Origin of the sequence: Microbacterium sp. AG790 (assembly GCF_003634765.1) — a bacterium.
In the GTDB taxonomy this organism is placed as follows: domain Bacteria; phylum Actinomycetota; class Actinomycetes; order Actinomycetales; family Microbacteriaceae; genus Microbacterium.
The window spans coordinates 172,006-195,044 of the sequence record NZ_RBWZ01000008.1; the positions used below are offsets into that span (position 1 = coordinate 172,006).

Annotated in this window: 22 protein-coding genes and 1 tRNA gene; 18 read left to right on the forward strand and 5 right to left on the reverse strand. The window is 70.3% G+C overall.

The features are described 5' to 3' along the window. Positions 1-4 precede the first annotated feature (4 nt). Positions 5-628 (reverse strand): TetR/AcrR family transcriptional regulator, encoded by a 624-nt coding sequence (locus DEU37_RS08710; protein WP_121190284.1) that lies wholly within the window; start codon positions 626-628, stop codon positions 5-7. A gap of 117 nt (positions 629-745) precedes the next feature. Here DEU37_RS08710 and DEU37_RS08715 point away from each other — a divergent pair, with 117 nt between their 5' ends. Both DEU37_RS08715 and DEU37_RS08720 read left to right on the forward strand, forming a co-directional pair. After that, positions 746-1,942 carry an acyl-CoA dehydrogenase family protein gene (locus DEU37_RS08715; RefSeq protein ID WP_121190286.1) on the forward strand — a complete coding sequence of 399 codons (1,197 nt, stop codon included), beginning with the start codon at positions 746-748 and terminating at the stop codon, positions 1,940-1,942. A 9-nt stretch (positions 1,943-1,951) separates the two neighbouring features. After that, positions 1,952-2,764, forward strand: coding sequence for a CoA ester lyase (locus DEU37_RS08720; RefSeq protein WP_121190287.1), 813 nt, complete (start codon positions 1,952-1,954; stop codon positions 2,762-2,764). Between the two features lie 33 nt (positions 2,765-2,797). On the opposite strand, the gene DEU37_RS08725 is transcribed toward DEU37_RS08720, so the two are convergent. Together DEU37_RS08725 and DEU37_RS08730 are read right to left on the reverse strand one after the other, a co-directional pair. Continuing rightward, a complete protein-coding gene (locus DEU37_RS08725) occupies positions 2,798-3,406 on the reverse strand; it encodes a histidine phosphatase family protein (RefSeq protein WP_121190289.1) in 609 nt (202 codons plus the stop codon). A 30-nt stretch (positions 3,407-3,436) separates the two neighbouring features. Continuing rightward, the gene (locus DEU37_RS08730; protein WP_121190290.1) at positions 3,437-4,312 is read right to left on the reverse strand and encodes a Sir2 family NAD-dependent protein deacetylase; all 876 of its coding nucleotides are present in this window, start codon (positions 4,310-4,312) and stop codon (positions 3,437-3,439) included. Between the two features lie 105 nt (positions 4,313-4,417). Between DEU37_RS08730 and DEU37_RS08735 the strand changes: the two genes are divergently transcribed. Then, positions 4,418-5,224: an RNA methyltransferase gene (locus DEU37_RS08735; RefSeq protein ID WP_005049337.1), complete on the forward strand. Its 807-nt coding sequence runs from the start codon at positions 4,418-4,420 to the stop codon at positions 5,222-5,224. Here the strand turns inward: DEU37_RS08735 and DEU37_RS08740 are convergent. Then, the gene (locus tag DEU37_RS08740) at positions 5,221-6,093 is read right to left on the reverse strand and encodes an SGNH/GDSL hydrolase family protein (protein ID WP_005049338.1); all 873 of its coding nucleotides are present in this window, start codon (positions 6,091-6,093) and stop codon (positions 5,221-5,223) included. The genes DEU37_RS08735 and DEU37_RS08740 overlap by 4 nt on opposite strands. 95 nt (positions 6,094-6,188) lie before the next feature. On the opposite strand from DEU37_RS08740, the gene DEU37_RS08745 reads away from it, so the two are divergent. From DEU37_RS08745 to DEU37_RS08770, 6 genes are all read left to right on the forward strand, one after another. After that, positions 6,189-8,027, forward strand: a complete 1,839-nt coding sequence (locus DEU37_RS08745; protein ID WP_121190292.1) for a DEAD/DEAH box helicase — start codon at positions 6,189-6,191, stop codon at positions 8,025-8,027. A gap of 31 nt (positions 8,028-8,058) precedes the next feature. Next, positions 8,059-8,589 (forward strand): hypothetical protein, encoded by a 531-nt coding sequence (locus tag DEU37_RS08750; RefSeq protein WP_121190294.1) that lies wholly within the window; start codon positions 8,059-8,061, stop codon positions 8,587-8,589. Positions 8,590-8,600: 11 nt separating this feature from the next. Then, the gene (locus DEU37_RS08755; protein ID WP_121190296.1) at positions 8,601-9,689 is read left to right on the forward strand and encodes a VIT1/CCC1 family protein; all 1,089 of its coding nucleotides are present in this window, start codon (positions 8,601-8,603) and stop codon (positions 9,687-9,689) included. Positions 9,690-9,762: 73 nt separating this feature from the next. Continuing rightward, positions 9,763-9,847 (forward strand) — tRNA-Leu (locus DEU37_RS08760). A gap of 96 nt (positions 9,848-9,943) precedes the next feature. Then, positions 9,944-11,239, forward strand: coding sequence for a M20/M25/M40 family metallo-hydrolase (locus DEU37_RS08765; protein ID WP_121190298.1), 1,296 nt, complete (start codon positions 9,944-9,946; stop codon positions 11,237-11,239). Positions 11,240-11,249: 10 nt separating this feature from the next. Further along, positions 11,250-12,083: an undecaprenyl-diphosphate phosphatase gene (locus DEU37_RS08770; protein WP_121190300.1), complete on the forward strand. Its 834-nt coding sequence runs from the start codon at positions 11,250-11,252 to the stop codon at positions 12,081-12,083. Here DEU37_RS08770 and DEU37_RS08775 read toward each other — a convergent pair whose 3' ends face one another. Then, complete coding sequence (locus tag DEU37_RS08775; RefSeq protein ID WP_121190302.1) at positions 12,084-12,950, reverse strand: PAC2 family protein; 867 nt, start codon at positions 12,948-12,950, stop codon at positions 12,084-12,086. It lies immediately after the preceding gene. Between the two features lie 120 nt (positions 12,951-13,070). On the opposite strand from DEU37_RS08775, the gene DEU37_RS08780 reads away from it, so the two are divergent. From DEU37_RS08780 to lnt, 9 genes are all read left to right on the forward strand, one after another. Further along, positions 13,071-13,757: an HAD family phosphatase gene (locus tag DEU37_RS08780; RefSeq protein ID WP_121190304.1), complete on the forward strand. Its 687-nt coding sequence runs from the start codon at positions 13,071-13,073 to the stop codon at positions 13,755-13,757. Next, positions 13,754-14,800 carry a tRNA (adenine-N1)-methyltransferase gene (locus tag DEU37_RS08785; protein WP_121190306.1) on the forward strand — a complete coding sequence of 349 codons (1,047 nt, stop codon included), beginning with the start codon at positions 13,754-13,756 and terminating at the stop codon, positions 14,798-14,800. Before DEU37_RS08780 ends, DEU37_RS08785 begins: the two co-directional genes overlap by 4 nt. Positions 14,801-14,804: 4 nt before the next feature. Further along, positions 14,805-15,755 (forward strand): FKBP-type peptidyl-prolyl cis-trans isomerase, encoded by a 951-nt coding sequence (locus DEU37_RS08790; RefSeq protein WP_121190307.1) that lies wholly within the window; start codon positions 14,805-14,807, stop codon positions 15,753-15,755. A gap of 85 nt (positions 15,756-15,840) precedes the next feature. Next, positions 15,841-16,845 carry a YafY family protein gene (locus DEU37_RS08795; RefSeq protein ID WP_036287763.1) on the forward strand — a complete coding sequence of 335 codons (1,005 nt, stop codon included), beginning with the start codon at positions 15,841-15,843 and terminating at the stop codon, positions 16,843-16,845. Continuing rightward, positions 16,842-17,810 carry a YafY family protein gene (locus DEU37_RS08800; protein ID WP_121190308.1) on the forward strand — a complete coding sequence of 323 codons (969 nt, stop codon included), beginning with the start codon at positions 16,842-16,844 and terminating at the stop codon, positions 17,808-17,810. The genes DEU37_RS08795 and DEU37_RS08800 overlap by 4 nt, the downstream gene beginning before the upstream one ends. Before the next feature lie 59 nt (positions 17,811-17,869). Further along, positions 17,870-18,115 (forward strand): twin-arginine translocase TatA/TatE family subunit, encoded by a 246-nt coding sequence (locus DEU37_RS08805; protein ID WP_036287757.1) that lies wholly within the window; start codon positions 17,870-17,872, stop codon positions 18,113-18,115. A gap of 65 nt (positions 18,116-18,180) precedes the next feature. Further along, positions 18,181-18,933, forward strand: coding sequence for a twin-arginine translocase subunit TatC (tatC, locus tag DEU37_RS08810; RefSeq protein WP_121190489.1), 753 nt, complete (start codon positions 18,181-18,183; stop codon positions 18,931-18,933). Further along, positions 18,930-21,410: an RNA helicase gene (locus DEU37_RS08815; protein ID WP_121190310.1), complete on the forward strand. Its 2,481-nt coding sequence runs from the start codon at positions 18,930-18,932 to the stop codon at positions 21,408-21,410. Before tatC ends, DEU37_RS08815 begins: the two co-directional genes overlap by 4 nt. Positions 21,411-21,433: 23 nt before the next feature. Then, on the forward strand, positions 21,434-23,038 hold the full coding sequence (gene lnt / locus DEU37_RS08820; RefSeq protein ID WP_121190312.1) for an apolipoprotein N-acyltransferase: 1,605 nt from the start codon (positions 21,434-21,436) through the stop codon (positions 23,036-23,038). Position 23,039 lies beyond the last annotated feature (1 nt).

Sequence of the window (23,039 nt, forward strand, 5' to 3'; positions counted from 1 at the left end):
CGGTTCAGGGTGTGGCGAGTGCTGCGTAAGCCATCTCGGAGAGGATCTGACGCAGGAGTGCGTCCGTCTCGGCATCCACCGCCACCTCGCGGCGTGTGCGCACGACGTAGGGCGTGGAGTTGATCAGCCCGAACCCCGCGTGGGCCCGGACGCGCAGGTCGGTGTCGCCGCGGTCCGGGTGCACGGCGCGGAGCACGTCGACCCACAATTCCATGTACTCGCGCTGCAGCCGGCGGACGGTGCGGCGATCCTCATCGCTCAATCGGGTGAGGTCACGGTCCTGCACGCGGATGACATCGGCGCCTCGCACCGCGAAGTCGACGTGGAAATCGACGAGCTCACGGAGGCAGCGCTGGGCGTCGTACCCTGCCGCCGTCACGCGGCGACCGCCGGCGAGCAGATCGGCGCTGGCTCGCAGGAGGATGGCGCCGAGGAGCGCGCGCTTGCTGTCGAAGTGGCGGTAGACGGCGGGCCCGCTGACGCCGACGGCCGAGCCGAGCTCTTCGAGGCTCACGCCGTCGAACCCGTGCTGGGCGAACAGGCGCGCTGCCGCCTCGACGAGTGCGTCCGCACGCTCCGCCTTGGCGCGCTCGCGAGTGGTGCGCGATGCCCGGGAGTGCGTTGTCATTCCAGTTAATCCTCGATAACCTGGACCGGTGGGTTAATGAACACTAACCCACACGCTCGTCCGTGCGCCACGCGCGCGCGTGAGCCGTTACGCGACCGCGACATCGAAGGAGATGGCATGGCGATCCTCGACCCCCACGACTACGGATTGAGCGACGAAGAGCGGGAGTTGGCGGGGATGGTCCGTGCCTTCGCCGACGAGCGGGTCGCACCGCAGGCCTATGAAGCCGACCGCACCAAGACCCTGCCGCTGGACATCGTCGCCGAGATGGGGGAGATGGGGCTGTTCGGACTCCCTTTCCCCGACGACGTCGGCGGGCAGGGCGGCGACTACACCGCGCTCGGGCTCGCGATCGAGGCCCTGGCCCGCGTCGACCAGTCGATCGCGATCACGCTCGAGGCCGGCGTCAGCCTCGGCGCCATGCCCGTGTACCGTTTCGGCAGCGACAGACAGCGAGAGGTGCTCCTTCCCGACCTGCTGGCCGGGCGTGCGCTCGCCGGATTCGGTCTCACCGAACCCGAAGCGGGATCGGATGCCGGCGCGACCCGCACCACCGCTCGTCTCGAAGGCGGTGAGTGGGTCATCGATGGAGCCAAGCAGTTCATCACGAACTCCGGCACGGCCATCACGCGCTTCGTCACCGTCACGGCGGTGACCGGCCACAGCGGCGCGCGCAAAGAGATCTCCACGATCATCGTGCCCTCCGCAACCCCCGGTTTCACGGTGGGCCCGGCGTACGACAAGGTGGGGTGGCACGCGTCCGACACCCATCCGCTGAGCTTCTCGGGCGCCCGCGTCCCGGCCGAGAACCTGCTCGGCGAGCGCGGCCGCGGCTTCGCCAACTTCCTCAGCATCCTCGACGAGGGCCGCATCGCCATCGCGGCTCTGGCCACCGGCGCGGCGGAGGGCTGTCTGGAGGCGGCCCTGGACTACGCCGGCAGTCGCATCGTGTTCGCCGAGCCGCTGGGCTCGCGCCAGTCGATCCAGTTCCTGCTGGCACGGATGCAGCAGCGCGTGCACGTGTCGCGGCTGGCCTGGCTCCACGCGGCGCGCCTGCGCGACGCGGGGCGTGCGTTCGGCACCGCCGCCGCACTGGCCAAGCTCACGGCGGGCGAGGCGGCGATGGACAACGCGAGGGACGCGACGCAGATCTTCGGTGGCAACGGCTTCATGAACGAGTACCCCGTCGCGCGCCACTACCGCGATGCGAAGATCCTCGAGATCGGCGAGGGGACGACCGAGGTCCAGCTCCTCGTGATCGCCCGCGCGCTCGGACTGACCAGCCTCGGCGCCGGTGCACGAGCGGCCCGGTAGCGTGAACGCATGACCGCCGACTTCACCCTCGGGCCCGCCCTGTTGTTCTGCCCGGCCGACCGTCCCGAGCGCTACGAGAAGGCCCTCGAGCGAGCAGACGGGGTGATCCTCGACCTCGAGGACGCGGTCGCACCCGCCGACAAGGTGGCGGCGCGGGTCGCGCTCATCGACTCGCAGCTGGACCCCGACCGGGTCATCGTGCGCGTGAATGCCCTCGACTCCGCAGAGATCGACTCCGATCTCGCCTCGCTCTCCCAGACCGACTATCGGCGCGTCATGGTCGCCAAGGCGGAATCGGCGAAGGCGATCTCCCGCATCGACCCGCGGTTCGACGTCGTCGCGCTGTGCGAGACCGCTCGCGGCATCGCCGCGGCGGAGAAGATCGCCGCTCACGACCGCGTGGTGGCGCTCATGTGGGGTGCGGAGGATCTCGTCGCCTCCCTGGGAGGGACGTCGAGTCGCACGCCCAAGGGGCGGTACCGCGACGTCGCCCGTGCCGCCCGATCGCGTCTTCTGCTGGCGGCCGGGGCGGCGGGTATCGCGGCGATCGATGCGGTCCACCTCGACATCGGTGACGAGAAGGGCCTCGCGAAGGAGGCGCGGGATGCCGCCGCGAGCGGCTTCCAGGCCACGGCATGCATTCATCCGGCGCAGGTCGCGACGATCCGCGCCGCCTACCGGCCCGACCCCGACACCCTCGCGTGGGCCCGCGCCGTGCTGGACGCCGCCGTCGGCGAGCGGGGCGTCTTCGCCTTCCGCGGCCGGATGATCGACGAACCGGTGCTGCGTCACGCCCGCACCCTCCTCGCCCGCGACGTGTGAGGCCGCGGCATCCGCCGAAGGATCGCGCGCGGGTCAGGTCATCGGGGTCGCGGCGTACGACTGCACACTGAGGCGGTCGCGCTCCAGGAGGAAGCGATGCGTGGACGCGTTGGCCAGACGCTCACCTTCGAGCGGGAACGCGCCGGAGGACGCATGCCGGATGACTTCGCGGATGAGGGCGCCGTGCGAGACGACGAGCACCGTGGGCGCACGCGGTGCGGTATCGCGCCGCGCGTCGCGGACGGCGCGTTGGAGCCCCGCCAGCGCGCGGCGGCGCACCTGCGGCCAGGTCTCCGCCTCGGGGACCTCCGCCTCGGCCCACGCCCCCCAGCGGTCGCGGAACTCCTCGACGCTGGCGCCTTCGGCGATGCCGTACGAGCGCTCGCGCAGCTGCCGGTAGGTGCGCGGCGGCGTCGCTGCGAGAGTGGCGGCGATGATCTTCGCGGTCTCGGCGGCGCGGGACAGATCACTCGACGAGACGACCACGGGGCCGGCGTCCGCCAGTTCTTGGTGCAGTCGCTCGGCGACCTCCTGCGCCTGGGCGCGGCCGGTGTCGTTGAGCGGGATGTCGGTGGAGCCCTGGATGCGTCTCGCCGCGTTCCAGTCGGTCTCGCCGTGGCGCACGAGGATGAGGGTCGTCACGCTTCGAGCCTAGGCGAGGTCGGCGTCCGCTCAGCGCTTCGCGGGCAGCGCGCGGGCGAGGGCCCGCAGCACCTCCGTCGTGCCCGCGTCGATCTTCACGGTCGCGCGCGCATCGCCGCGAGTCTGCCCGCGGTTGACGATCACGACCGGGAGCTTCCGGCGTCGTGCGCGTTCGAGCAGCCGGATGCCGGAGTTGACGACCAGAGAGGATCCGGCGATGACGAGTGCCTCACTGGTCTGGACCAGTTGCTCCGCCTCGGTGAACTTGGCGACGGGGATGTACTCACCGAAGAAGACGACGTCGGGCTTGAGCATCCCGCGGCACACGCTGCACTCCGGCACGACGAAGCCGTCGCTCGAGGAGGGGAGGACGTCGCCGTCGGGGCCGAGCTCGACGGCATCCGGCACCGTGATCCACGGGTTGTCCGCCTCCACGCGCGCCGCCAGGTCGCGGCGATCGAACACCTGCCCGCAGTGGGTGCACAGTACCCTGCGCATCGTGCCGTGCAGCTCGACGACGCGGCGGCTTCCGGCGCGCACGTGCAGACCGTCGACGTTCTGGGTGACGACACCGCTCGCGATACCGCGGCTCTCCAGCTCGGCGAGGGCGAGATGGCCGTCGTTCGGCTCAGCGGCGGCGAAAGCGCGCCATCCCAGGTGGCTACCGACCCAGTACCGTCGGCGAGAGGACGCACTCGAGAGGAACTGCTGCGCCGTCATCGGGGTGCGTGTGGGAGCGCCCTTGCCGCGGTAGTCGGGAATGCCGGAGTCCGTCGACACACCCGCGCCGGTGAGCACCGCGATGCGCCGACCCGAGAGGGCATCCACGGCGCGCTCGACGGCATCCGCGGTCTCCGGATCGAGGTGCGGTACGGCCTCGTGCGGGTGATCCAGCAGCGTCGACATGGCGTCCTCCCTCCATCGATCCCACCTCGAGACTACGCGCCCCGCTTTTCGCGGAGGTTACGCGGTGGCCCGCCGCACCCGCGCGCGGCGTGACAGCATGGACGGATGCCTGTCGTGCGCATCGACGATCCGACCGATGACCGTCTCGCGGACTACCGCGACCTGACCGACGTCGCCCTGCGGCGTGTGCTGGAGCCCGCGGGCGGTCTGTACATCGCCGAGTCGTCGAAGGTGATCGCCCGAGCCGTCGCCGCGGGCCACCGGCCACGATCCCTGCTGGTGCAGCAGAAGTGGCTCGACGATACGGCGCACCTCGCCGGTGACGCCCCCGTCTACCTGGTCGACGACGACGTGGCCGAGCGACTCACCGGCTACGCCGTGCACCGCGGAGCACTCGCGGCGATGCACCGGCCGGCTCTGCCGCCCGTCGAGGAGGTCGTCGCCGGTGCGCGCCTGGTTCTCGTCCTGGAGGACATCGTCGACCACACCAACGTCGGGGCGGCGTTCCGCGCGGCCGCCGGGCTCGGCGCCGACGCCGTGCTGGTCACGCAGCGCTGCGCCGACCCGCTCTACCGTCGGAGCGTCCGCGTCAGCATGGGGACCGTGTTCCAGGTGCCGTGGACCCGTCTGCCCGACGAGGCGGACGGGGGCTGGAGCGCGGGCCGCGACCTGCTGCACGATGCCGGGCTGCACCTGGCCGCCCTCGCGCTCGCCGACGACGCGGTCGCCCTCGACGCGTTCGCCGCCGCTCGTCCGCCGCAGGTCGCGCTGCTCATGGGCGCCGAAGGCGACGGGCTCTCGCGGCGCGCGCTGGCCGCGGCCGACACGGTCGTCACGATCCCGATGACCGGCGGCGTCGACTCCCTCAACGTCGCGGCGGCCGCGGCCGTGGCGCTCTGGGCCCTGCGCTAAGCCTGCCGACCCGGGGCCGCGGTGCGGTCGCGGGCCGGAGCCTCGACGGTGACCGGCAGCGGCTCGGGGCGCTTTGCGGTGATGTTGTCGCCGGAGGACTGGTGACGAAGGCGTCGCAGCACCCAGGGAACGAAGTGCGTGCGCGCCCAGACGAGGTCGTTGGTGCGGGCCTCGCGCCACGTCAGCCGCGGCAGCGGATCGGGCTGCATGGGCTGCAGCTCGTTCGGCACGTTGAGCGCGCGCAGCACCATGCGGGCGATCTCGTGATGGCCGAGCGCGTTGTAGTGCAGGCGATCGTCGTCGAAGAATCGCATGTCCTGCACCTCCTTCAACGCCCACTGGTCGGCGACGATGCAGTCGTAACGGTCGGCGATCGCCCGGATGTTCTCGTTGTAGATGGCGACGCGCCCGCGGATGCCGCGGAACACCGGCGTGAACTCGGTGTCGACACCGGTGAAGACGAGAAGCGTCGCCCCCTGGGAGCTCAGGCGCGCGACGGCGTCCTCGAACTGCTGCGCCACGGCGTCGGGATCGCCGTTGGGACGCAGCACGTCGTTTCCGCCGGCGGAGAACGTGATGAGGTCGGGGTTCAGGGCGAGGGCGGGCTCCACCTGGTCGGCCATGATCTGCGTGATCAGCTTTCCGCGGACCGCGAGGTTGGCGTAGGCGAAATCGTCGACCTGGGCGGCGAGCACCTCGGCGACGCGGTCGGCCCATCCGCGGTGACCGTCGGCGGTGCCGGGGATGGGATCGCCGATGCCCTCGGTGAAGGAGTCGCCGATCGACACCATGCGACGCCAGGGGTGCGCACTCTCGTTGGGGATGTAGGGCGAACGGTGCTCGTCGGGGGTTGCTTCGTTCCTGCGCATGGCTCTCCTGACTCGTGGTCTTCTTCGAGGCTACCGGGGAGCGGCCTTCCCACCGAGAGCCGCCGTGGGGGAGGCGTCGTTTAGGGTGGTCAGTCGTGGACGGGACGGACGAGCGAGGACAGGAGCACTTCGGCAACTTCGCCGCCGAGCACCTCTCGCCCGCCTTCCCCCAGCGCGCCCCGTGGGGAACGGCGCAGAACCTCCGCGCGTGGCAGGCCGAAGCGCTCGAGGCCTACTTCTCCGCCGACGGGCCGGACGGAGTGGGTTCCGGTCCGCGCGACTTCCTCGCGGCGGCGACCCCTGGCGCCGGCAAGACGACCTTCGCGCTGCGTCTGGCCAGTGAGCTGCTGCGCCGCGGCATCGTGGACCGCCTCGTCGTCGTCGCGCCGACCGAGCATCTCAAGACACAGTGGGCCGACGCGGCCGCACGTGTCGGCATCCGCCTCGATCCGCGCTTCACCAACCGTCAGAGCGCGCCGGCTCGTCACTTCCACGGCGTAGCCGTCACCTATGCGCAGGTCGCGGTGAAAGCCTCTGTGCACCAGCGGCTGACGATGGATGCGCGCACGCTGGTGATCCTGGACGAGGTGCACCACGGTGGCGATGCGCTCAGTTGGGGCGATGCGCTCCGCGAGGCGTACGGGCGCGCGACGCGCCGGCTGTTGCTGTCGGGAACGCCGTTTCGCAGTGACACCGCGCCGATCCCGTTCGTCGAGTACCACCCGAACGAGAAGGGCATCCGCCTTTCGCGCACCGACTACAACTACGGCTACGGGCGCGCGCTCGCCGACGGGGTCGTGCGCCCGGTGCTCTTCCTCGTCTACGCCGGCAAGATGCGCTGGCGCACGAAAGCCGGCGACGAACTCGAAGCGCATCTCGGGCAGGACAACACGAAGGACGTCACCGCCCAAGCCTGGCGCACGGCGCTGGATCCGGAGGGCGACTGGATCCCCGCCGTGCTCCGCAGCGCCGACCGCCGTCTCACCGAGGTGCGTCAGGACGTCCCGGATGCCGGGGGCCTGGTCATCGCGACGGATCAGACGGCGGCACGCGCCTACGCGGCGATTCTCCGCGAGATCACGGGCGAAGCGCCGACCGTCGTCCTGTCCGACGACAAGGCCGCCTCCGGACGCATCGAGACGTTCGGAAATGCGACGACCCGTTGGATGGTCGCCGTGCGCATGGTGTCCGAAGGCGTCGACGTCCCCCGCCTCGCGGTCGGTGTCTATGCCACGAGCGCGTCGACGCCGCTGTTCTTCGCGCAGGCGATCGGCCGCTTCGTGCGGGCGCGGCGTCGGGGCGAGTCGGCATCCGTCTTCCTTCCCAACGTGCCGGTGCTGCTCACGCTGGCGGGGGAGATGGAGCGTGAGCGCGACCACGCCCTCGACCGCGAGGGCGGCGACGACGACGGGCTCGAAGACACCTTGCTCGCCGAGGCGGAACGAGAGGACAAGGCCTCCGACGACCTCGAGCAGGAGTTCTCCTATCAGGCGCTCGGTTCGGTCGCCCACTTCGACCGTGTGCTCTACGACGGCAAGGAGTTCGGTCAGCTTGCGGTGCCGGGAACGCCCGAGGAGGAGGAGTTCCTGGGCCTTCCGGGACTGCTCGAGCCCGAGCACGTCCACGAACTGCTCATGCAGCGCCAGTCCCGCCAGAGCCGGCACCGCCGCGCCCGCGAGGCGAAGGAGGGCGCGGCGGTCACCGAGGCACCGGATGCCGAGTCGACACTGCCGCCGGCGCTGCACCGCACGCTGCGCGAACAGCGTCAGCTGCTCAACAGCCTCGTCGGTCTCTACGCGCGCCAGAGCGGAGAGCCGCACGGAGCCGTCCACGCGGAACTCCGCCGGATCTGCGGGGGACCCGAGGTCGCGCGAGCGACGGTGGCACAACTGCAAGCGCGGATCGAGGTGCTGCGCTCGCGCGTGCGCTCCTGATCGAGCCTCGGCGACGGCTACACTCGCGCGCATGTCGCGGGAGTACGCCTTCACTTCGCACTGGCTCGTGCCGGCGTCCGCCGACGAGTGCTGGCGCCTGTGCGAGCGGAGCCTGACGACGGGCGTCGTCGCGTGGTGGCCGGCCGTCCGCGTCGAGCCCCAGCCCCACCCGCCCACGCCCGGCGACGTCGTGCGGCTGCAGGTGCGCAGCCCCTGGGGGTATCGTCTGCGGGTCGCGCTCACGATCACCGCCGCCACGCCGCCCCGACTGTTGGCGGCCGCGAGCACGGGCGACCTGGCCGGTCGGGGGAGCCTCCGGCTCACGCCCGAAGGCGGCGCCGCCGGTGCGCGGACGCGGCTCACATGGGTGTGGGAGGTGGCCCTCGTCCGCCGGTGGATGCGGGTGGCGAGCCCCGTTCTGCGCCCCGCGTTCGCTGCCGCGCACGCGATCGTGATGCGCCGCGGCGAGCGCGGATTCCTGGCCGAGATCGTGCGAGGTTCGGACGTCCGAAATGCTGGCAATCCCGGCGATCGGGAGTCACCCGGCACCACGCGCGGCTAGCGTGAACTCCCGTGACCGCGCAGCCCGTTCCCACGCCTCGTGACCGCCGCCGTTGGGCGCGCTACCTCGCCGACGAACGCGCGGAAGCGCAGGTGTACCGCGACCTCGCGCAGCGCCGGGAAGGCGAGGAGCGCGAGATCCTGCTGGCCCTGGCCGACGCCGAGGGGCGCCACGAGGCGCACTGGCTCGAACTGCTCGGCGGCGAACCGTCGCGCCTGCCCTCTCCGGGCCTCGGCTCCCTCCTGTTGGGATGGATGGCTCGGCGGTTCGGCTCCATCTTCGTGCTCGCTCTGGCCCAGAATGCGGAAGGGCGCTCGCCGTACGAGAGCGAGCCGTTCGCGACGGCACGCATGGTCGCTGACGAGAAGATCCATCGTGAGGTCGTGCGAGGTCTGGCCGCCCGCGGGCGGCGGCGATTGTCCGGCACGTTCCGCGCCGCGGTGTTCGGTGCCAACGACGGTCTCGTCTCCAACCTCGCTCTCGTGATGGGCATCGGCGCCACCGGCGTGGGGGCGCAGTTCGTGCTGTTCAGCGGCGTCGCCGGCCTTCTCGCCGGCGCCCTGTCCATGGGGGCGGGGGAGTACGTGTCGGTGCGCTCACAGCGGGAACTGCTGGATGCCACGGAGCCGAGTGACTACGCCGACCATGTGCTGCCGGACCTCGACCTCGATGCCAACGAGCTCGCTCTGGTCTACCGTGCGCGGGGTCTCGGTGAACGCGACGCCGAGGAGCGTGCGCGCCAGATCGTCGCGGCCGCGCAGGCCGCCGACCGCAGTGAGCCGTACCGCTTGCACCGCGCCGCCGGCGCCGATCACGAAGTGGTCGGCAGTGCTCTGGGCGCCGCCGGGTCGAGCTTCCTCTTCTTCGCGTCGGGTGCGATCATTCCGGTGCTTCCCTGGATCTTCGGGCTCAGCGGCATCCCCGCCGTCGTCGTCGCTCTCGTGCTCGTCGGTTCGGCGCTGCTGGGCACGGGAGCGATGGTGGGCCTGCTGTCGGGTGCGCCGCCGCTGCGGCGAGGGCTGCGGCAGCTGGCGATCGGTTTCGGGGCGGCGGCGGTGACGTACGTGCTCGGTCTGCTCTTCGGCGTCTCGGCGGGATGAGCCCGGCCCCGATTCCGCGTCTGGCTCGGAATCTGGTACTGTCGATCTTCGGTTGCGAAACCGAAAACCACCTGCGCGGGTGGCGGAATAGGTAGACGCGCTAGCTTGAGGTGCTAGTGCCCGTATAGGGCGTGGGGGTTCAAGTCCCCCCTCGCGCACAGAAGGAAAAAGGTCCCGTCAGGGGCCTTTTTCTTTTGTCAGGGGAGTCCTCGTGCGCTCTCCGTTCGGGGCGTCGGGCGCGCTAGCGTGGAGGCATGTCCGACTCCGAACTGCCCGAGGTCGCCCGCGTCGCGCGCGATCTCATCCGCTTCGACACGACGAACTTCGGCGAGGGGCGCTCGCGGGGAGAACGGGAGGCCGCGGAGTACGTCGGTGCCTACCTCGAAGGCCTCGGACTGCGCCCCGAGTACTACGAGCCCATCCCGCGGCGCACGAACCTCACCGTCCGTGTGCCGGGCCGTGACCGCGACAAGCCCGCCCTGGTGCTGCACGGACACCTCGACGTCGTCCCGGCCGTCGCCGAGGACTGGAGCGTCGATCCGTTCGGCGGCGTCGTGAAGGACGGGATGCTGTGGGGACGCGGCGCCGTCGACATGAAGGACATGGACGCGATGATCCTCACCTCCGTCGCCGACCTGCTGCGCGCGGGGGAGCAGCCCGCTCGCGACCTGATCGTCACGTTCTTCGCCGACGAGGAGAACGGCGGCGTCGAGGGCTCGCAGCTGGTCGTGCGCGATCGGCCGGAGTGGTTCGCCGGTGCCACCGAGGCGATCAGCGAGGTCGGCGGCTACTCGATCCCGGTGGGCGACCGGCGGGCCTACCTGCTGCAGGTGGGGGAGAAGGCCCTGGTCTGGCTGCGTCTGCGGGCGCACGGTGCCGCGGGGCACGGCAGTCGATTCCACCCGGACAACGCCGTCACCCGTCTGGCCGAGGCGGTCGCCGCCCTCGGACGTTCCTCGTGGCCGCTGGAGTTGACCACCACGACGCGCCAGACCGTCGACGGGCTGGCGGCCCTCTGCGGCGTCGACGCGGCCGACCCCGACGCCGTCGCGGACGCGACGGGACCGGCATCCGGTTTTCTGCGCTCCACGTTCCGGACGACGGCCAACCCGACGGGCCTGGTCGCGGGGTACAAGCACAATGTGATCCCGGATGCCGCGGTCGCCACGATCGACGTGCGCACCCTTCCGGGGCATGAAGAGCGCGTGCTCGCCGAGATCCAGCGGATCGTGGGCGAGGACGTCGTGGTCGAGGTGTCGCATCGCGACATCGGGCTGGAGGTGCCGTTCGCGGGACCGCTCGTGGACGCGATGGTCGGCGCTCTGGAACGCCACGATCCGGGCGTGCCCGTCCTGCCGTATCTCATGGGCGGCGGCACCGACAACAAGGCGCTCGCCGAGCTCGGGATCGCCGGATACGGTTTCGCTCCGCTGCGGCTTCCCCTCGATCTCGATTTCACCGGTATGTTCCACGGTGTGGACGAACGCGTCCCCATCGACGCGTTGGTCTTCGGGCAGCGCGTGCTCACCGATCTGATCCGCACGTACTGAAAGGCCCCCCATGCATCTGTTCGAGGCGATCATCCTGGGCCTTGTCCAGGGACTCACCGAGTTTCTTCCCGTCTCCTCCAGTGCCCACCTGCGCATCATGGGCGAGTTCCTCCCGTCGGCCGAAGACCCCGGCGCGACCTTCACCGCGATCACCCAGATCGGCACCGAACTCGCGGTGCTCGTGTACTTCTGGGGCAAGATCGTGCGCATCATCTCGCAGTGGGCGAAGTCGCTGACCGGTCGCGTGCCGCGCAACGATCCCGATGCCCGCATGGGATGGATCGTCATCATCGGCACCATTCCGATCGGCATCGCCGGCTACCTCTTCCAGGACGTGATCCGCGACACGTTCCGCAATCTCTGGCTCGTGGCGACCGTTCTCATCGTCTTCGGTCTGCTCCTCGGGGCGGCCGACGCTCTCGGACGCCGTACCCGCACGGAGGAGGATCTGACGTACGGGCACGGTCTTTCCCTCGGCCTGGCGCAGATGCTCGCCCTCATCCCCGGCGTCTCCCGCTCGGGCGCGACGACGACGATGGGGCTGGCCCTGGGCTACACGCGGCCGGCGGCGGCGGAAGTGGCCTTCCTGCTTGCCGTTCCCGCCGTCTTCGGCAGCGGCCTGTACGAGCTGATCCAGGCGATCAAGGATCCGGGCGACCAGGTCTACACCATGTTCGAAACCGGTGTTGCGACGGTCGTCGCGTTCGGGGTGGGTCTGGCCGTGATCGCGTTCCTGATGCGCTACCTCAAGCGCGGCAGCTTCCTGCCGTTCGTGCTGTATCGGCTCGCGCTCGGCATCCTGCTGATCATCCTGCTCAGCTTCGGCGTGTTGCAGGCGTACTGATCAGGAGCGGCGGGGGTCCGGCGGACCCGGTTTGCCCGGCCCTTCGCCGCCGCGGCGGAGATAGCGCTCGAACTCCTGCGCGATGGCGTCGCCGGACGCCTCGGGCGAATCCCACGTGTCGCGCGTCTGCTCCAGCTGGCGGATGTACTCCGTCATCTCCTCATCGTCGGCCGCGGCGGCGTCGATCGACGCCTCCCAGGCCAGCGCCTGGGCGGGCAGCTCCCCACGCGCCACGACCGCCCCGGTGAGATCGGTGACGCGGTCCAGCAGAGCGAGCGTGGCCTTGGGCGACGGGGTGTGACCGGCGACGTAATGGGGCACATTGGCCCACAGGGCCGCGGTCGGGATGCCGGCGGTCTCGGCGGCGGCCGTGAGCACGCTGAGAATGCCCGCCGGGCCCTCGTAGGTGGGCTTCTCCAGGCTGAGGGCGGCGCGGAGGCTGTCGTTGTCGCTGCCGGCGAACACCGAGATCGGCCGGGTGTGCGGAACATCGGACATCATCGAGCCCAGCGCGACGATGCCGGTGATGCCTTCCGTGAGCGCGGCATCCACCAGCTCGGCGGCGAAGGACTGCCAGGCGCGCGCCGGCTCCACGCCCGACAGCACCCAGAGGCGGGTGCCGTCGGCGGGATGGAGCGGTCGCCACAGCGTCGCGTCCGGCCAGGTCAGCGTGCGCGAGCCGTCGGCGTCGAGCGTGATCTGCGGGCGGGTGTACTGGTAGTCGAAGTACAGCTCCGGGTCGACGGCGAAGACCTCCCGGTACGCGCCGGACTCCCTGATGTGCGCCGCGGCGGCAGAGGCGGCTTCGCCCGCGTCATTCCAGCCGTCGAAGGCCACGATCAGCACGCGGTTACCCAGTTCGTCCACTCCGCCCCTCTCGCACGGTGCATCGATTCCTCCACGATACGCGCCGAGGCCGACCCGGGGGCGGACGTGCCGCGTGCCGCACGCAACAGCAGCGTCGAGGCGCCTCGGTAGCATGGACCGATGAGTTCCGCCCTTCCCGCCGCCGTTCTCTGGGACATGGACGGCACCCTCGTGGACACCGAGCCCTATTGGATGGAAGCCGAGACGGCTCTCGTCGAGAGCTTCGGCGGTACCTGGACCCACGAACAGGCGTTGACGCTCGTCGGACAGGGACTGGAGACGTCCGGCGCGATCCTGCAGGAGGCGGGCGTGCGGATGCCGGTCGCCGGCATCATCGATCACCTCACCGGCGAGGTGACGCGCCTGCTGGCCGAGCGGGGGAGCCCGCTGCGCCCCGGCGCCCACGAGTTGCTCGCGGCGCTGCACGGCGCCGGTACCCGCTGTGCGCTGGTGACGATGTCGATGCGGAGGATGGCCGCGCAGGTCGTGGCGCCCTTCCCCGACCTGTTCGAGATCATCGTCGCGGGCGACGACGTCGCGCGTCCCAAGCCGTTCCCCGACGCGTATCTGCAAGCGTGCAGCGCCCTCGGCGTCGATCCTGCCGACGCGATCGCGATCGAGGACTCACCCACGGGCGTGCGCGCCGCCGTCGCCGCCGGCGTCACGACGATCGGCGTGCCGCTGATGGTCTCGCTCGTCGGCACGGGCGCCCACGCCCTCTGGCCGACCCTCGCCGGGCGCACGCCCGCCGACATCGCCGCGGTCCACGCGGCGCACCGCACCCACCGCACAGGAGAGCACGTATGACCACGCCGACATCCCTCGTGGACCTCCGCCCGAGCGGCCCGTTCCGCCTCGGAGATCGCGTGCAGCTGACCGGTCCCAAGGGGCGCCTGCACACCGTCACCCTCCGGGAGGGCGGCGAGCTGCACACGCACCACGGTGTTCTCAAGCACGAACAGCTCCTCGGACAGCCCGACGGTTCGGTGGTCACCAACTCCGGCGGCCACGAGTACCTGGCCTTGCGGCCGCTGCTGCGCGATTTCGTCATGTCGATGCCGCGCGGCGCGGCCATCGTGTACCCGAAGGATGCCGCACAGATCCTGGCCTCGGCCGACATCTTCCCCGGCGCGACGGTCGTCGAGGCCGGCGTCGGATCGGGTGCGCTGTCGATGTGGCTGCTGCGCACGATCGGTCCGGCCGGGCGGCTGGTCTCCTTCGAGCGGCGCGACGAATTCGCGGAGGTGGCCCGGGCCAACGTCGAGACGTTCTTCGGGCACACACCCGACAGCTGGGACGTCGTCGTGGGAGACCTCGTCGAGGAGCTCCCCGGCGCGGTGCGCCCGGCATCCGTGGACCGCGTCGTTCTGGACATGCTCGCTCCGTGGGAGTGCATCGACGCGGTCGCTGACGCTCTCACGCCCGGCGGCGTCGTTCTCTGTTACATCGCCACAGCGACTCAGCTCAGCCGTGTCGCGGAGTACATCCGCGCCACCGGCCTGTTCACCGAGCCCGAAGCGACCGAGACGATGGTGCGCGGATGGCACGTCGAGGGACTCGCGGTGCGACCGGATCACCGGATGGTCGCCCACACGGGGTTCCTCATCACGGCGCGCCGCCTTGCACCGGGCGCGACGCCCCCCGACGTGCGCAAGCGCGCGCTGAAGAAGCCCAGCTATGCCGACGAGGACGTCGAACTCTGGACGCCCGGGGCCGTGGGCGATCGCCAGATCACGGACAAGAATCTCCGCAAGCGCGTGCGCGAGGCTCAGCGCGCGGCCGACGGCGCTCGGCAGGCGTCGGCCGACACCGTCGCGGCCGGGGGTGGCGCAGCGGACGACGTAGACTGATCCGGTGCGCCGGATCCCTGCTGCCCTCGCCGTCATCGGCCTGTCTGCTCTGACCCTCGTCGGATGCGCTTCGACGCCCGGATCGGCGGCGTCGTGCGACCGCCCGGCCGACAGCTCGGGCGTGCTGAACACGGTGAGCGTCTCCGGCGCTGTCGGCGCCCCCGACGTGACCTTGAGCGCTCCGGTCTACGTCGATCACACCGTCGCCGTCGACGAGAACGTGGGCTCCGGCCCGCGGGTCACATCCGACATGCAGGATGTGCAGTTCGCCATCACGATCATGAGCGGGTCGACCGGTCAGAAGATCCTGACCTCGGGCACGCAGGTCACGCCGCTGTCGAAGTGGCGCGAGCAGTACGCCGGCTTCGCCGAGCTGATGACCTGCGCAACCGAGGGCTCCCGCATCCTCGGCGCCGTCCCGGCCAGCGCACTGTCGGCCCCGGCCGCTCAGGGGTGGGGGCTCACCGGCGCCGACTCGATCGTCGTCGCGATCGACCTGCAGAAGGTCTACCTCGCCGCTGCGGACGGCACACCCCAGTACAACGATCGCCGGGGGATGCCCTCGGTGGTGCTGGCTCCGAACGGCACACCGGGGATCATCATCCCCGACACCGCGCCGCCGTCCGAGCTGGCCGTAGAGGTGCTGAAGAAGGGCGACGGCCCCGCGGTCGGCGACGGCGATCAGATCCGGATCAACTACACCGGCGTCACCTGGGCCGACCGCAAGGTCTTCGACTCGACCTGGGACAAGGGCGCCTCCACCGCGGTCACGCTCGACGCCGTCGTCCCCGGCTTCGCACAGGCCCTGAAGGGGCAGACCGTCGGATCTCAGATCCTCGTGGTGATCCCGCCGACCCTCGGCTACGGAGACAAGGCCACCTCGTCCATCCCGGCAGGCTCGACGCTCGTCTTCGTGATCGACGTCCTCGGCGTCGACACTCCCACCGCGCCCTGACCCGTCCGGGGTGCGGATCGCCCGCGGTCCCCTCACGGCCGCGCGGCACCGCCGTCGCTCCACAGGCGGCGCCTAAGATTGACGCGTGCCCACCGAGACCAGCCGCAGCGCGCCCGAGGAGCGCCTCGTCAACCTCGTGGTCGCACTCATGGCGACGGAGCAGGGGCTGACGAAGGACACGATTCTGTCGTCGGTCGCCGGCTACCGCGAGCAGGGCTCTGCGGGCGCTTCGAAGGACGCGCTGGAGAAGATGTTCGAGCGCGACAAGGAGAACCTCCGCTCGCTCGGCATCCCTGTGGAGACCATCGGCGACTACGCCGACCCCGACGATCTCCGTGAGGCGCGGTACCGCATTCCCACCGCAGAATACGAGCTTCCCGCCGACATCGAGTTCACGCCGGCGGAGCTGGCCGTGCTGAACCTCGCCGGCGGCGTGTGGAGCGAGAGCTCGATGTCGGCCGATGCGCGCAGCGGCCTGCGCAAGATCCGGGCGTTGGGCATCGACGTCGACGCGCCGATCATCGGCTACTCGCCGCGCGTGAATCTGCGCGAGCCCGCCTTCGCGCCGATGCAGCGCGCGATCGAACAGGGGCGCGTCGTCGAGTTCTCCTATCTGAAGGCGGGAGAGGAGAGCGCGCGCGTGCGTCGCGTGCAGCCCTACGCGTTGATCGAGTACGAGGCGCGGTGGCACGTCTACGGGTTCGATCTGATTCAGGGTGACGTGCGCACGTTCCTGCTGTCGCGGATCGTGTCGGATGTCGCGATCACGCGGACGACGTTCGATCTCGCCCTGCGCGAGGGCGCCGGCGAGCGGGCGCTGACCGGACTGGCGGAGCTCGCCGCCCGTCAGCAGGCGCTGCTGGAGATCGCCCCGGGCACCGAGGCCGCTCTGCGACTCACGCGCCGGGCGACGCCCGCCGACCAGGGAATCCGCGTGCCCTACGTCGACGTCCACATCTTCGCCGACGAGCTGGCCTCGTACGGCCCGGAGGTGCGCGTGGTCGAACCGGGCGAACTGCGCGACCAGGTGATCGCGCGGTTGGAGCGCACGCTGCGTGTGCACGGCACCGGCGCGGGGGAGCGATCATGAGCGCGCGGCGTAAGCCTCTTCTCGCCACCGATCGCGCCGCCCTGATCCTCCAGCTGGTGCCCTACCTGATCGGGAAGGGCGAGGTTTCGCTCACCGAGGCGGCAGAGGAGTTCGACGTCACGCTCGAGCAGATGCGGACCATGGTGGAGAAGCTGACCGTCATCGGGCTACCCGGCGACGGCGGCTTCTGGCAGATGGCGAACGACCTGTTCGACATCGATTGGGATCTTCTCGATCAGCAGGATCTCATCGTCATCACCAACACCGTCGGGCTCGAGCGCACCCCGCGTCTGACGGCACCGGAGGCGGCGGCCCTGCTCGCCGGACTCCGCGTCGCGGCCTCGCTGCCCGGCGTCGGCGACAGCGGCGTGATCCAGGGGCTGCTCGCCAAGCTCGCGCGTGGCGCTTCGGGCGTGCCGGCCGATGTCATCGTCGCCTCCGGCGAGGTCGACGACGTCCGTCTGACGGTCGATCGTGCGCTGCGCGACGGCGTCGCCGTGGCCTTCACCTACCAAGCTCCGGATGCCGCGCCCACCACCCGCACGGTCGACCCGGTCAAGGTCCACCTCGCCGGTGGTCAGTGGTACCTGCAGGGGTGGTGTCACCTGCGTCAGGCGATGCGCACCTTCCATCTCGATCGCGTCTCCGACGTGCATCTCACCGACATCGTGAGCACCCACGGCGACGACAGCGTTCCCGCGTTGTTCGAGGGTGCCTCCCGCGACGTCGAAGTCGTCGTCCGTTATCGGGCATCGGCTGCGCCCCTGCTGGCCGACTACGTCGTGATCGACGACCCGGCCGATGCCGGCGCCGCGGTGCGCTCGGCACGGGTGCGCGTGGGGGATGCGCGCAGCCTGAAGCGTGTCGCGGCGAAGCTCGGCGGAGATCTGGAGATCGTCGGACCGGATGCCGCGCGTCACGCCGCCGCGGCGTGGGCCGAGGCGGGGCTCGCCCAGTACGCCTGAGCCCGGCGGCGGGACCGACAGGTAGACTGGGCGATATCCCCAGACCCGAGGAGACCCTCATGCTCGGAGGCTTGACCGGCTGGCACCTGCTGGCCCTTGTCGTCATCATCCTGCTCCTGTTCGGAGCGGCGAAGCTCCCTGCGCTGGCCAAGAGCGTCGGTCAGTCCGCACGCGTCTTCAAGGGCGAGATGAAGGCGATGAAGGAAGACGACGCCGCCGCGGCGCCGCCCGCACCGCCGGTGACCGGAAGCGCAGCCGGGACGGCCGCCTCGAGCGCCGAGCCCGGACCCGACGCCAAGCCCTGACGTCGGTGGCCACGGTCGAGTCCGCTCGTCTCGGCGAGGACGACGCGCCCCGTCGCGATCGCCGGATGTCGCTGGCGGAGCACCTCACGGAGCTGCGCCGACGCTTCATCATCGGCATCATCGCGCTCGTCGTCGGCATGATCATCGCGTGGATCTTCACTGATGCCATCATCTGGGCGATGACCGAGCCGATCCGGGTCGTCGCCGCGCAACGCGGCGACGGCGACGTCGTCACTCTGATGTACCAGAGCATCACGGGCCCGTTCGATATGCGGCTGCGCATCGCACTGGCCGTCGGTGTCATCTTCTCCGCACCGGTGTGGGTCTGGCAGATCTGGGCTTTCCTCGTTCCGGGCCTCACCCGCAAGGAGGTCCGCTACACCATCGGGTTCGTGAGCGCCGCCGTGCCCCTTTTCGCCGCCGGCGTGTTCGTCGGGTGGCTGATCATGCCCCACATCGTGGAGCTCATGGCCTCCTTCACTCCGCAGGGCGCGTCGAACATCTACGACTCGAAGTACTACTACGATTTCGTCTTCAAGCTGCTGCTCGTCGTCGGCGTCTCCTTCGTGCTTCCCGTCTTCCTGGTCGCGTTGAACCTCGCCGGTGTGATGAGCGGTATGGCGATCCTGAGGGGCTGGCGGGTGGCCGTTCTCGTTGCGTCACTGTTCGCGGCGCTCGCCACGCCCGCCGCCGACATCGTCAGCATGCTGCTGCTGGCCGGCATCCTCACCGTGCTCTACTTCGCCGCGGCTGGGCTGTCGGTGCTCTTCGATCGCCGACGCGCCAAGCGCGAGAAGGCGCTCGGGCTCGACCTGTGACGGATCCCGCCAGCCGCTACGCGCAGGCCCAGGCCCGCCAGGCGCATCCGATCACGGCCTCCTTCGCCGACGGCCAGCGCTTCGACCTCGATCCCTTCCAGATCGCGGGATGCCACGCCCTCGAAGACGGTCGAAGCGTGCTGGTGGCTGCGCCCACCGGCGCGGGAAAGACCATCGTCGGCGAGTTCGCCGTGCATCTGGCCATGCGCGAGCCCGGAGAGAAGGCCTTCTACACGACGCCGATGAAGGCGCTGTCGAACCAGAAGTTCCGCGAGCTGCAGCAGGTGTACGGCGAGGACGAGGTGGGCCTGCTCACGGGCGACACGAACATCAACGGCAACGCCCGCGTCGTCGTGATGACCACCGAGGTGCTGCGCAACATGCTCTACGCCGACTCCCCGGCGCTGCGCGGTCTGCGCTACGTGGTGATGGACGAAGTCCACTACCTCGCCGATCGGTTCCGCGGCGCGGTGTGGGAGGAGGTCATCATCCATCTGCCGTCGCGCGTGAAGCTGGTGTCGCTGTCGGCCACCGTGTCCAATGCCGAGGAGTTCGGCGACTGGCTCGACACCGTGCGTGGTGACACCGCGGTCATCGTCTCCGAGACCCGACCCGTTCCGCTCGAACAGCATGTGCTGGTCCGTGGCGATCTACTGCCGTTGTTCGACGACCGGGCCGGCATCGCGACCGCGCAGGTCAATCAGGAGCTCATGCGCCTGCGATCGGTGCGCGGCTCCACGTTCGAGAGCAATCGCCGGGCTCAGGATTACCGCTCACAGCGTCACCGGTCGCAGGGCGATCGATCCGGCGGCCCGCGGCCCCCGAAGGGCGCAACGCGGCCGCTGCGCTCTGCCAACATGCAGCGCATCGAGCGCATCGACCGGCCACAGGTGGTGGAGCTGCTGGCGCGGGCGAACCTCCTGCCGGCGATCTTCTTCATCTTCAGCCGTGCGGGCTGCGAGGGCGCGGTGCAGCAGGTTCGACGCTCCGGGGTGCGTCTGACCGACCGCGACGAGCGCGATGAGATCCGCCGGATCGTCGACGAGCGTACGCTGACGCTTCCCGACGAGGATCTCGCCGTGCTCGGCTTCTGGGAGTGGCGGGAGAACCTCGAACGCGGTGTCGCAGCTCACCACGCGGGCCTGCTCCCCGCGTTCAAGGAGATCGTCGAGGAGCTCTTCCAGCGCAAGCTCGTCAAGGTCGTCTTCGCGACGGAGACACTCGCGCTCGGCATCAACATGCCGGCGCGCACCGTCGTCCTCGAAAAGCTCGAGAAGTTCAACGGTGAGGCGCGGGTCGCCATCACTTCCGGCGAGTACACGCAGCTGACGGGACGCGCGGGACGGCGCGGCATCGATGTCGAAGGCCACGCGGTCATCCAGTGGAGTGAGAATCTCGATCCCCAGGCCGTGGCCGCCCTGGCCTCGCGGCGCACCTACCCGCTCAACTCGAGCTTCCGCCCGACGTACAACATGGCGGTCAACCTCATCGACCAGTTCGGTCGTTCCCGAGCGCGCGAGATCCTCGAGTCGTCGTTCGCTCAGTTCCAGGCCGACCGCGCCGTTGTCGGGCTCGCGCGCGAGGTCAAGGATGCCGAGGTCTCCCTGGCCGGCTACGCGGCGTCGATGGCGTGCGAGCGGGGCGACTTCGCCGAGTTCGCCCGGATGAGACGCGAGCTCGGCGACCTCGAACGCAAGGGCGACCGCTCCGGCCCTTCGAAGGTGCGCCAGCAGCGTCAGGAGCAGATCGAGTCGCTGCGGCGCAGCCTCAAGCGGCATCCGTGCCAGAGCTGCCCCGACCGCGAGAAGCACGCCCGATGGGCCGAACGGTACGGGAAGCTCCGGCGCCACAGCGACAAGCTGCGTCAGCAGATCGACATGCGCACCGGAACCGTCGCCCGCATCTTCGACCGGGTCGTCGACGTGCTCACCGCGCTGGACTATGTGCACGTCGATGCCGACGGAGCCACCGTGCTGACGGCGGCCGGTGCGACGATGAAGCGGATCTACGGGGAACGGGATCTCCTTGTGGCGGAGTCTCTGCGCACCGGTATCTGGAAAGACCTCGATCCATCCGGCCTGGCCGCCCTGGCCTGCTGTCTCGTGTATGAGCCGCGTCGCGACGAGAGCGGCCCGGGCGAGCACGGACTTCCGCGCGGCACGTTCCGCGGGGCCTTGACGGCGACCCAGGAGCTGTGGGCGCGCCTCGACGATCTGGAGCAGGACCATCGCCTGCCGGGGTCGTCCCCGGTGGCCACGGGGCTTGCTCAGGCCATGCACTCCTGGGCGCGCGGGGCCTCGCTGGACCGTGTGCTGCACGGGGCGGATCTCGCCGCGGGCGACTTCGTCCGCTGGACGAAGCAGACCATCGATCTGCTCGATCAGCTGTCGATGGTCGCCGACGCTCCGCTCGCCACGACGGCGCGCGCCGCCCTCGATGCCGTCCGACGCGGGATCGTCGCGTACGGCTCCTCCTGAATCCGCTCGCCTAGGCTCGATCCGTGCCCGAACGACTTCGTCCTGCCGCCCCGCCGGTGCGACCGCTTCTTCCGCTGTGGGCGGCAGCTGTCGTCGCCACGGCCGCGGGCCTGGTGCTCACGCTCGCGTTCCCCGCGCTGTCGTGGTGGCCCGCGGTCTTCGTCGCCGTGCCGTTGGGGCTGCTGACGCTCATCGGACGGCGCACCGGCGGCGCGTTCACGGTCGGACTCCTCTTCGGCGTGGGCCTGTTCTTCGTGAACTTCTCCTTCACAGCCCGCTATCTCGGGCCGGTGCCGTGGATCGCGCTGTCGACGCTGGAGTCGGTGCTGACGGCGGTCATGGCCATTCCCATCGCCTGGGCCTATCGGTGGCTACCCCGCTGGGCACCCGGCACCGCGGGACGCCTCCTCGCGCTGCCGGCTCTCGTGGCGGGGTTGTGGGTGTCGCGGGAGGAACTGCAGGGCACGTTCCCCTACGGAGGCTTTCCCTGGACCCGCATCGCCGTGACGCAGGCGGACTCGCCGCTCGTGCACGTCACGTCGTGGACGGGGATGAGCGGTCTGTCGTTCCTGATCGTGTTCGCCTGCGCCGCGGCGATCGAGGCGGCGCGGCTCGGACGAGCCCGCGGTGTGCCCGCCGCGGCGCTGCGGATCCTGCCGGCTGGGATCACCGTCCTGGTGCTCTTTCTTCTTCCCGCCTTTCCCACGACGGATGCCGGCAGCATCCGCGTGGGGGCCGTGCAGGGCAACGGGCCGGCCGGCTACTTCGATCAGCGTGCCGCCTACGACGTGTTCCGCGCGCAGCTTGCGGCGACGCGACCCATCGAAGACCGCGACATCGATCTGCTGCTCTGGCCGGAGGGTGGGATCGATGCCGACCCGCTGTCGAACACGTCGGTGCGCACAGCTCTGGACGGCCTGGCAGACCGTGTCGGCGCACCGCTGCTGGTCAGCGGCGTCACCCAACGCGGCGATCAGTACTTCAACTCCTCGCTGCTGTGGAAGGCCGGGGCCCAGAACCCGACGGCGCTGTATGACAAGCGCCACCCGGTTCCGTTCGGCGAGTACGTGCCGGACCGTTGGTTCTACAACATGCTCGCCCCGGATCTCATCGGCCTCATCCAGCGCGAGTACACGCCGGGGACGACGACGCCCATGTTCGACGTGAACGGAGTGGGAGTCGGGCTCGCCATCTGCTTCGACGTGATCTACGACGATGTCATCCGCGAGGGCGCCGTGTCCGGGGCCCAGGTCTACATGTTCCAGACGAACAACGCCGACTTCCGCGGAACCGACGAGAACCTGCAGCAACTCGCGTTCGCCCGCATTCGAGCCGTCGAGAGCGGCCGCGCCGTCGTCAACCTGTCGACCGTCGGCACCAGTCAGGTCATCGGACCCGACGGCCGCACGATCGACGCGCTGCCCGCCGACGAGCCGAGTGCGATGGTCACCGACGTGCCACTGCGTACCGGTCTGACCCCCGGCATCCTTCTGGGCGATGCCATCCAGACCCTGCTCGGGTGGGGCAGTGTGGTGGCGCTGGCCCTGGTCGGCCTCATCGTCCGCCGTCGCGCGCGCACGCCGAAGACGCCGACCCCCGAAGGGGCCGGCGTCGAAGCGGGGGAGTGAG

Coding starts and splice junctions, on each gene's coding strand:
- DEU37_RS08710 (WP_121190284.1), bottom strand. CDS start 628: ATGACAACGCACTCCCGGGCATCGCGCACCACTCGCGAGCGCGCCAAG.
- DEU37_RS08715 (WP_121190286.1), top strand. CDS start 746: ATGGCGATCCTCGACCCCCACGACTACGGATTGAGCGACGAAGAGCGG.
- DEU37_RS08720 (WP_121190287.1), top strand. CDS start 1,952: ATGACCGCCGACTTCACCCTCGGGCCCGCCCTGTTGTTCTGCCCGGCC.
- DEU37_RS08730 (WP_121190290.1), bottom strand. CDS start 4,312: ATGTCGACGCTGCTGGATCACCCGCACGAGGCCGTACCGCACCTCGAT.
- DEU37_RS08735 (WP_005049337.1), top strand. CDS start 4,418: ATGCCTGTCGTGCGCATCGACGATCCGACCGATGACCGTCTCGCGGAC.
- DEU37_RS08740 (WP_005049338.1), bottom strand. CDS start 6,093: ATGCGCAGGAACGAAGCAACCCCCGACGAGCACCGTTCGCCCTACATC.
- DEU37_RS08750 (WP_121190294.1), top strand. CDS start 8,059: ATGTCGCGGGAGTACGCCTTCACTTCGCACTGGCTCGTGCCGGCGTCC.
- DEU37_RS08765 (WP_121190298.1), top strand. CDS start 9,944: ATGTCCGACTCCGAACTGCCCGAGGTCGCCCGCGTCGCGCGCGATCTC.
- DEU37_RS08770 (WP_121190300.1), top strand. CDS start 11,250: ATGCATCTGTTCGAGGCGATCATCCTGGGCCTTGTCCAGGGACTCACC.
- DEU37_RS08780 (WP_121190304.1), top strand. CDS start 13,071: ATGAGTTCCGCCCTTCCCGCCGCCGTTCTCTGGGACATGGACGGCACC.
- DEU37_RS08785 (WP_121190306.1), top strand. CDS start 13,754: ATGACCACGCCGACATCCCTCGTGGACCTCCGCCCGAGCGGCCCGTTC.
- DEU37_RS08800 (WP_121190308.1), top strand. CDS start 16,842: ATGAGCGCGCGGCGTAAGCCTCTTCTCGCCACCGATCGCGCCGCCCTG.
- DEU37_RS08805 (WP_036287757.1), top strand. CDS start 17,870: ATGCTCGGAGGCTTGACCGGCTGGCACCTGCTGGCCCTTGTCGTCATC.
- tatC (WP_121190489.1), top strand. CDS start 18,181: ATGTCGCTGGCGGAGCACCTCACGGAGCTGCGCCGACGCTTCATCATC.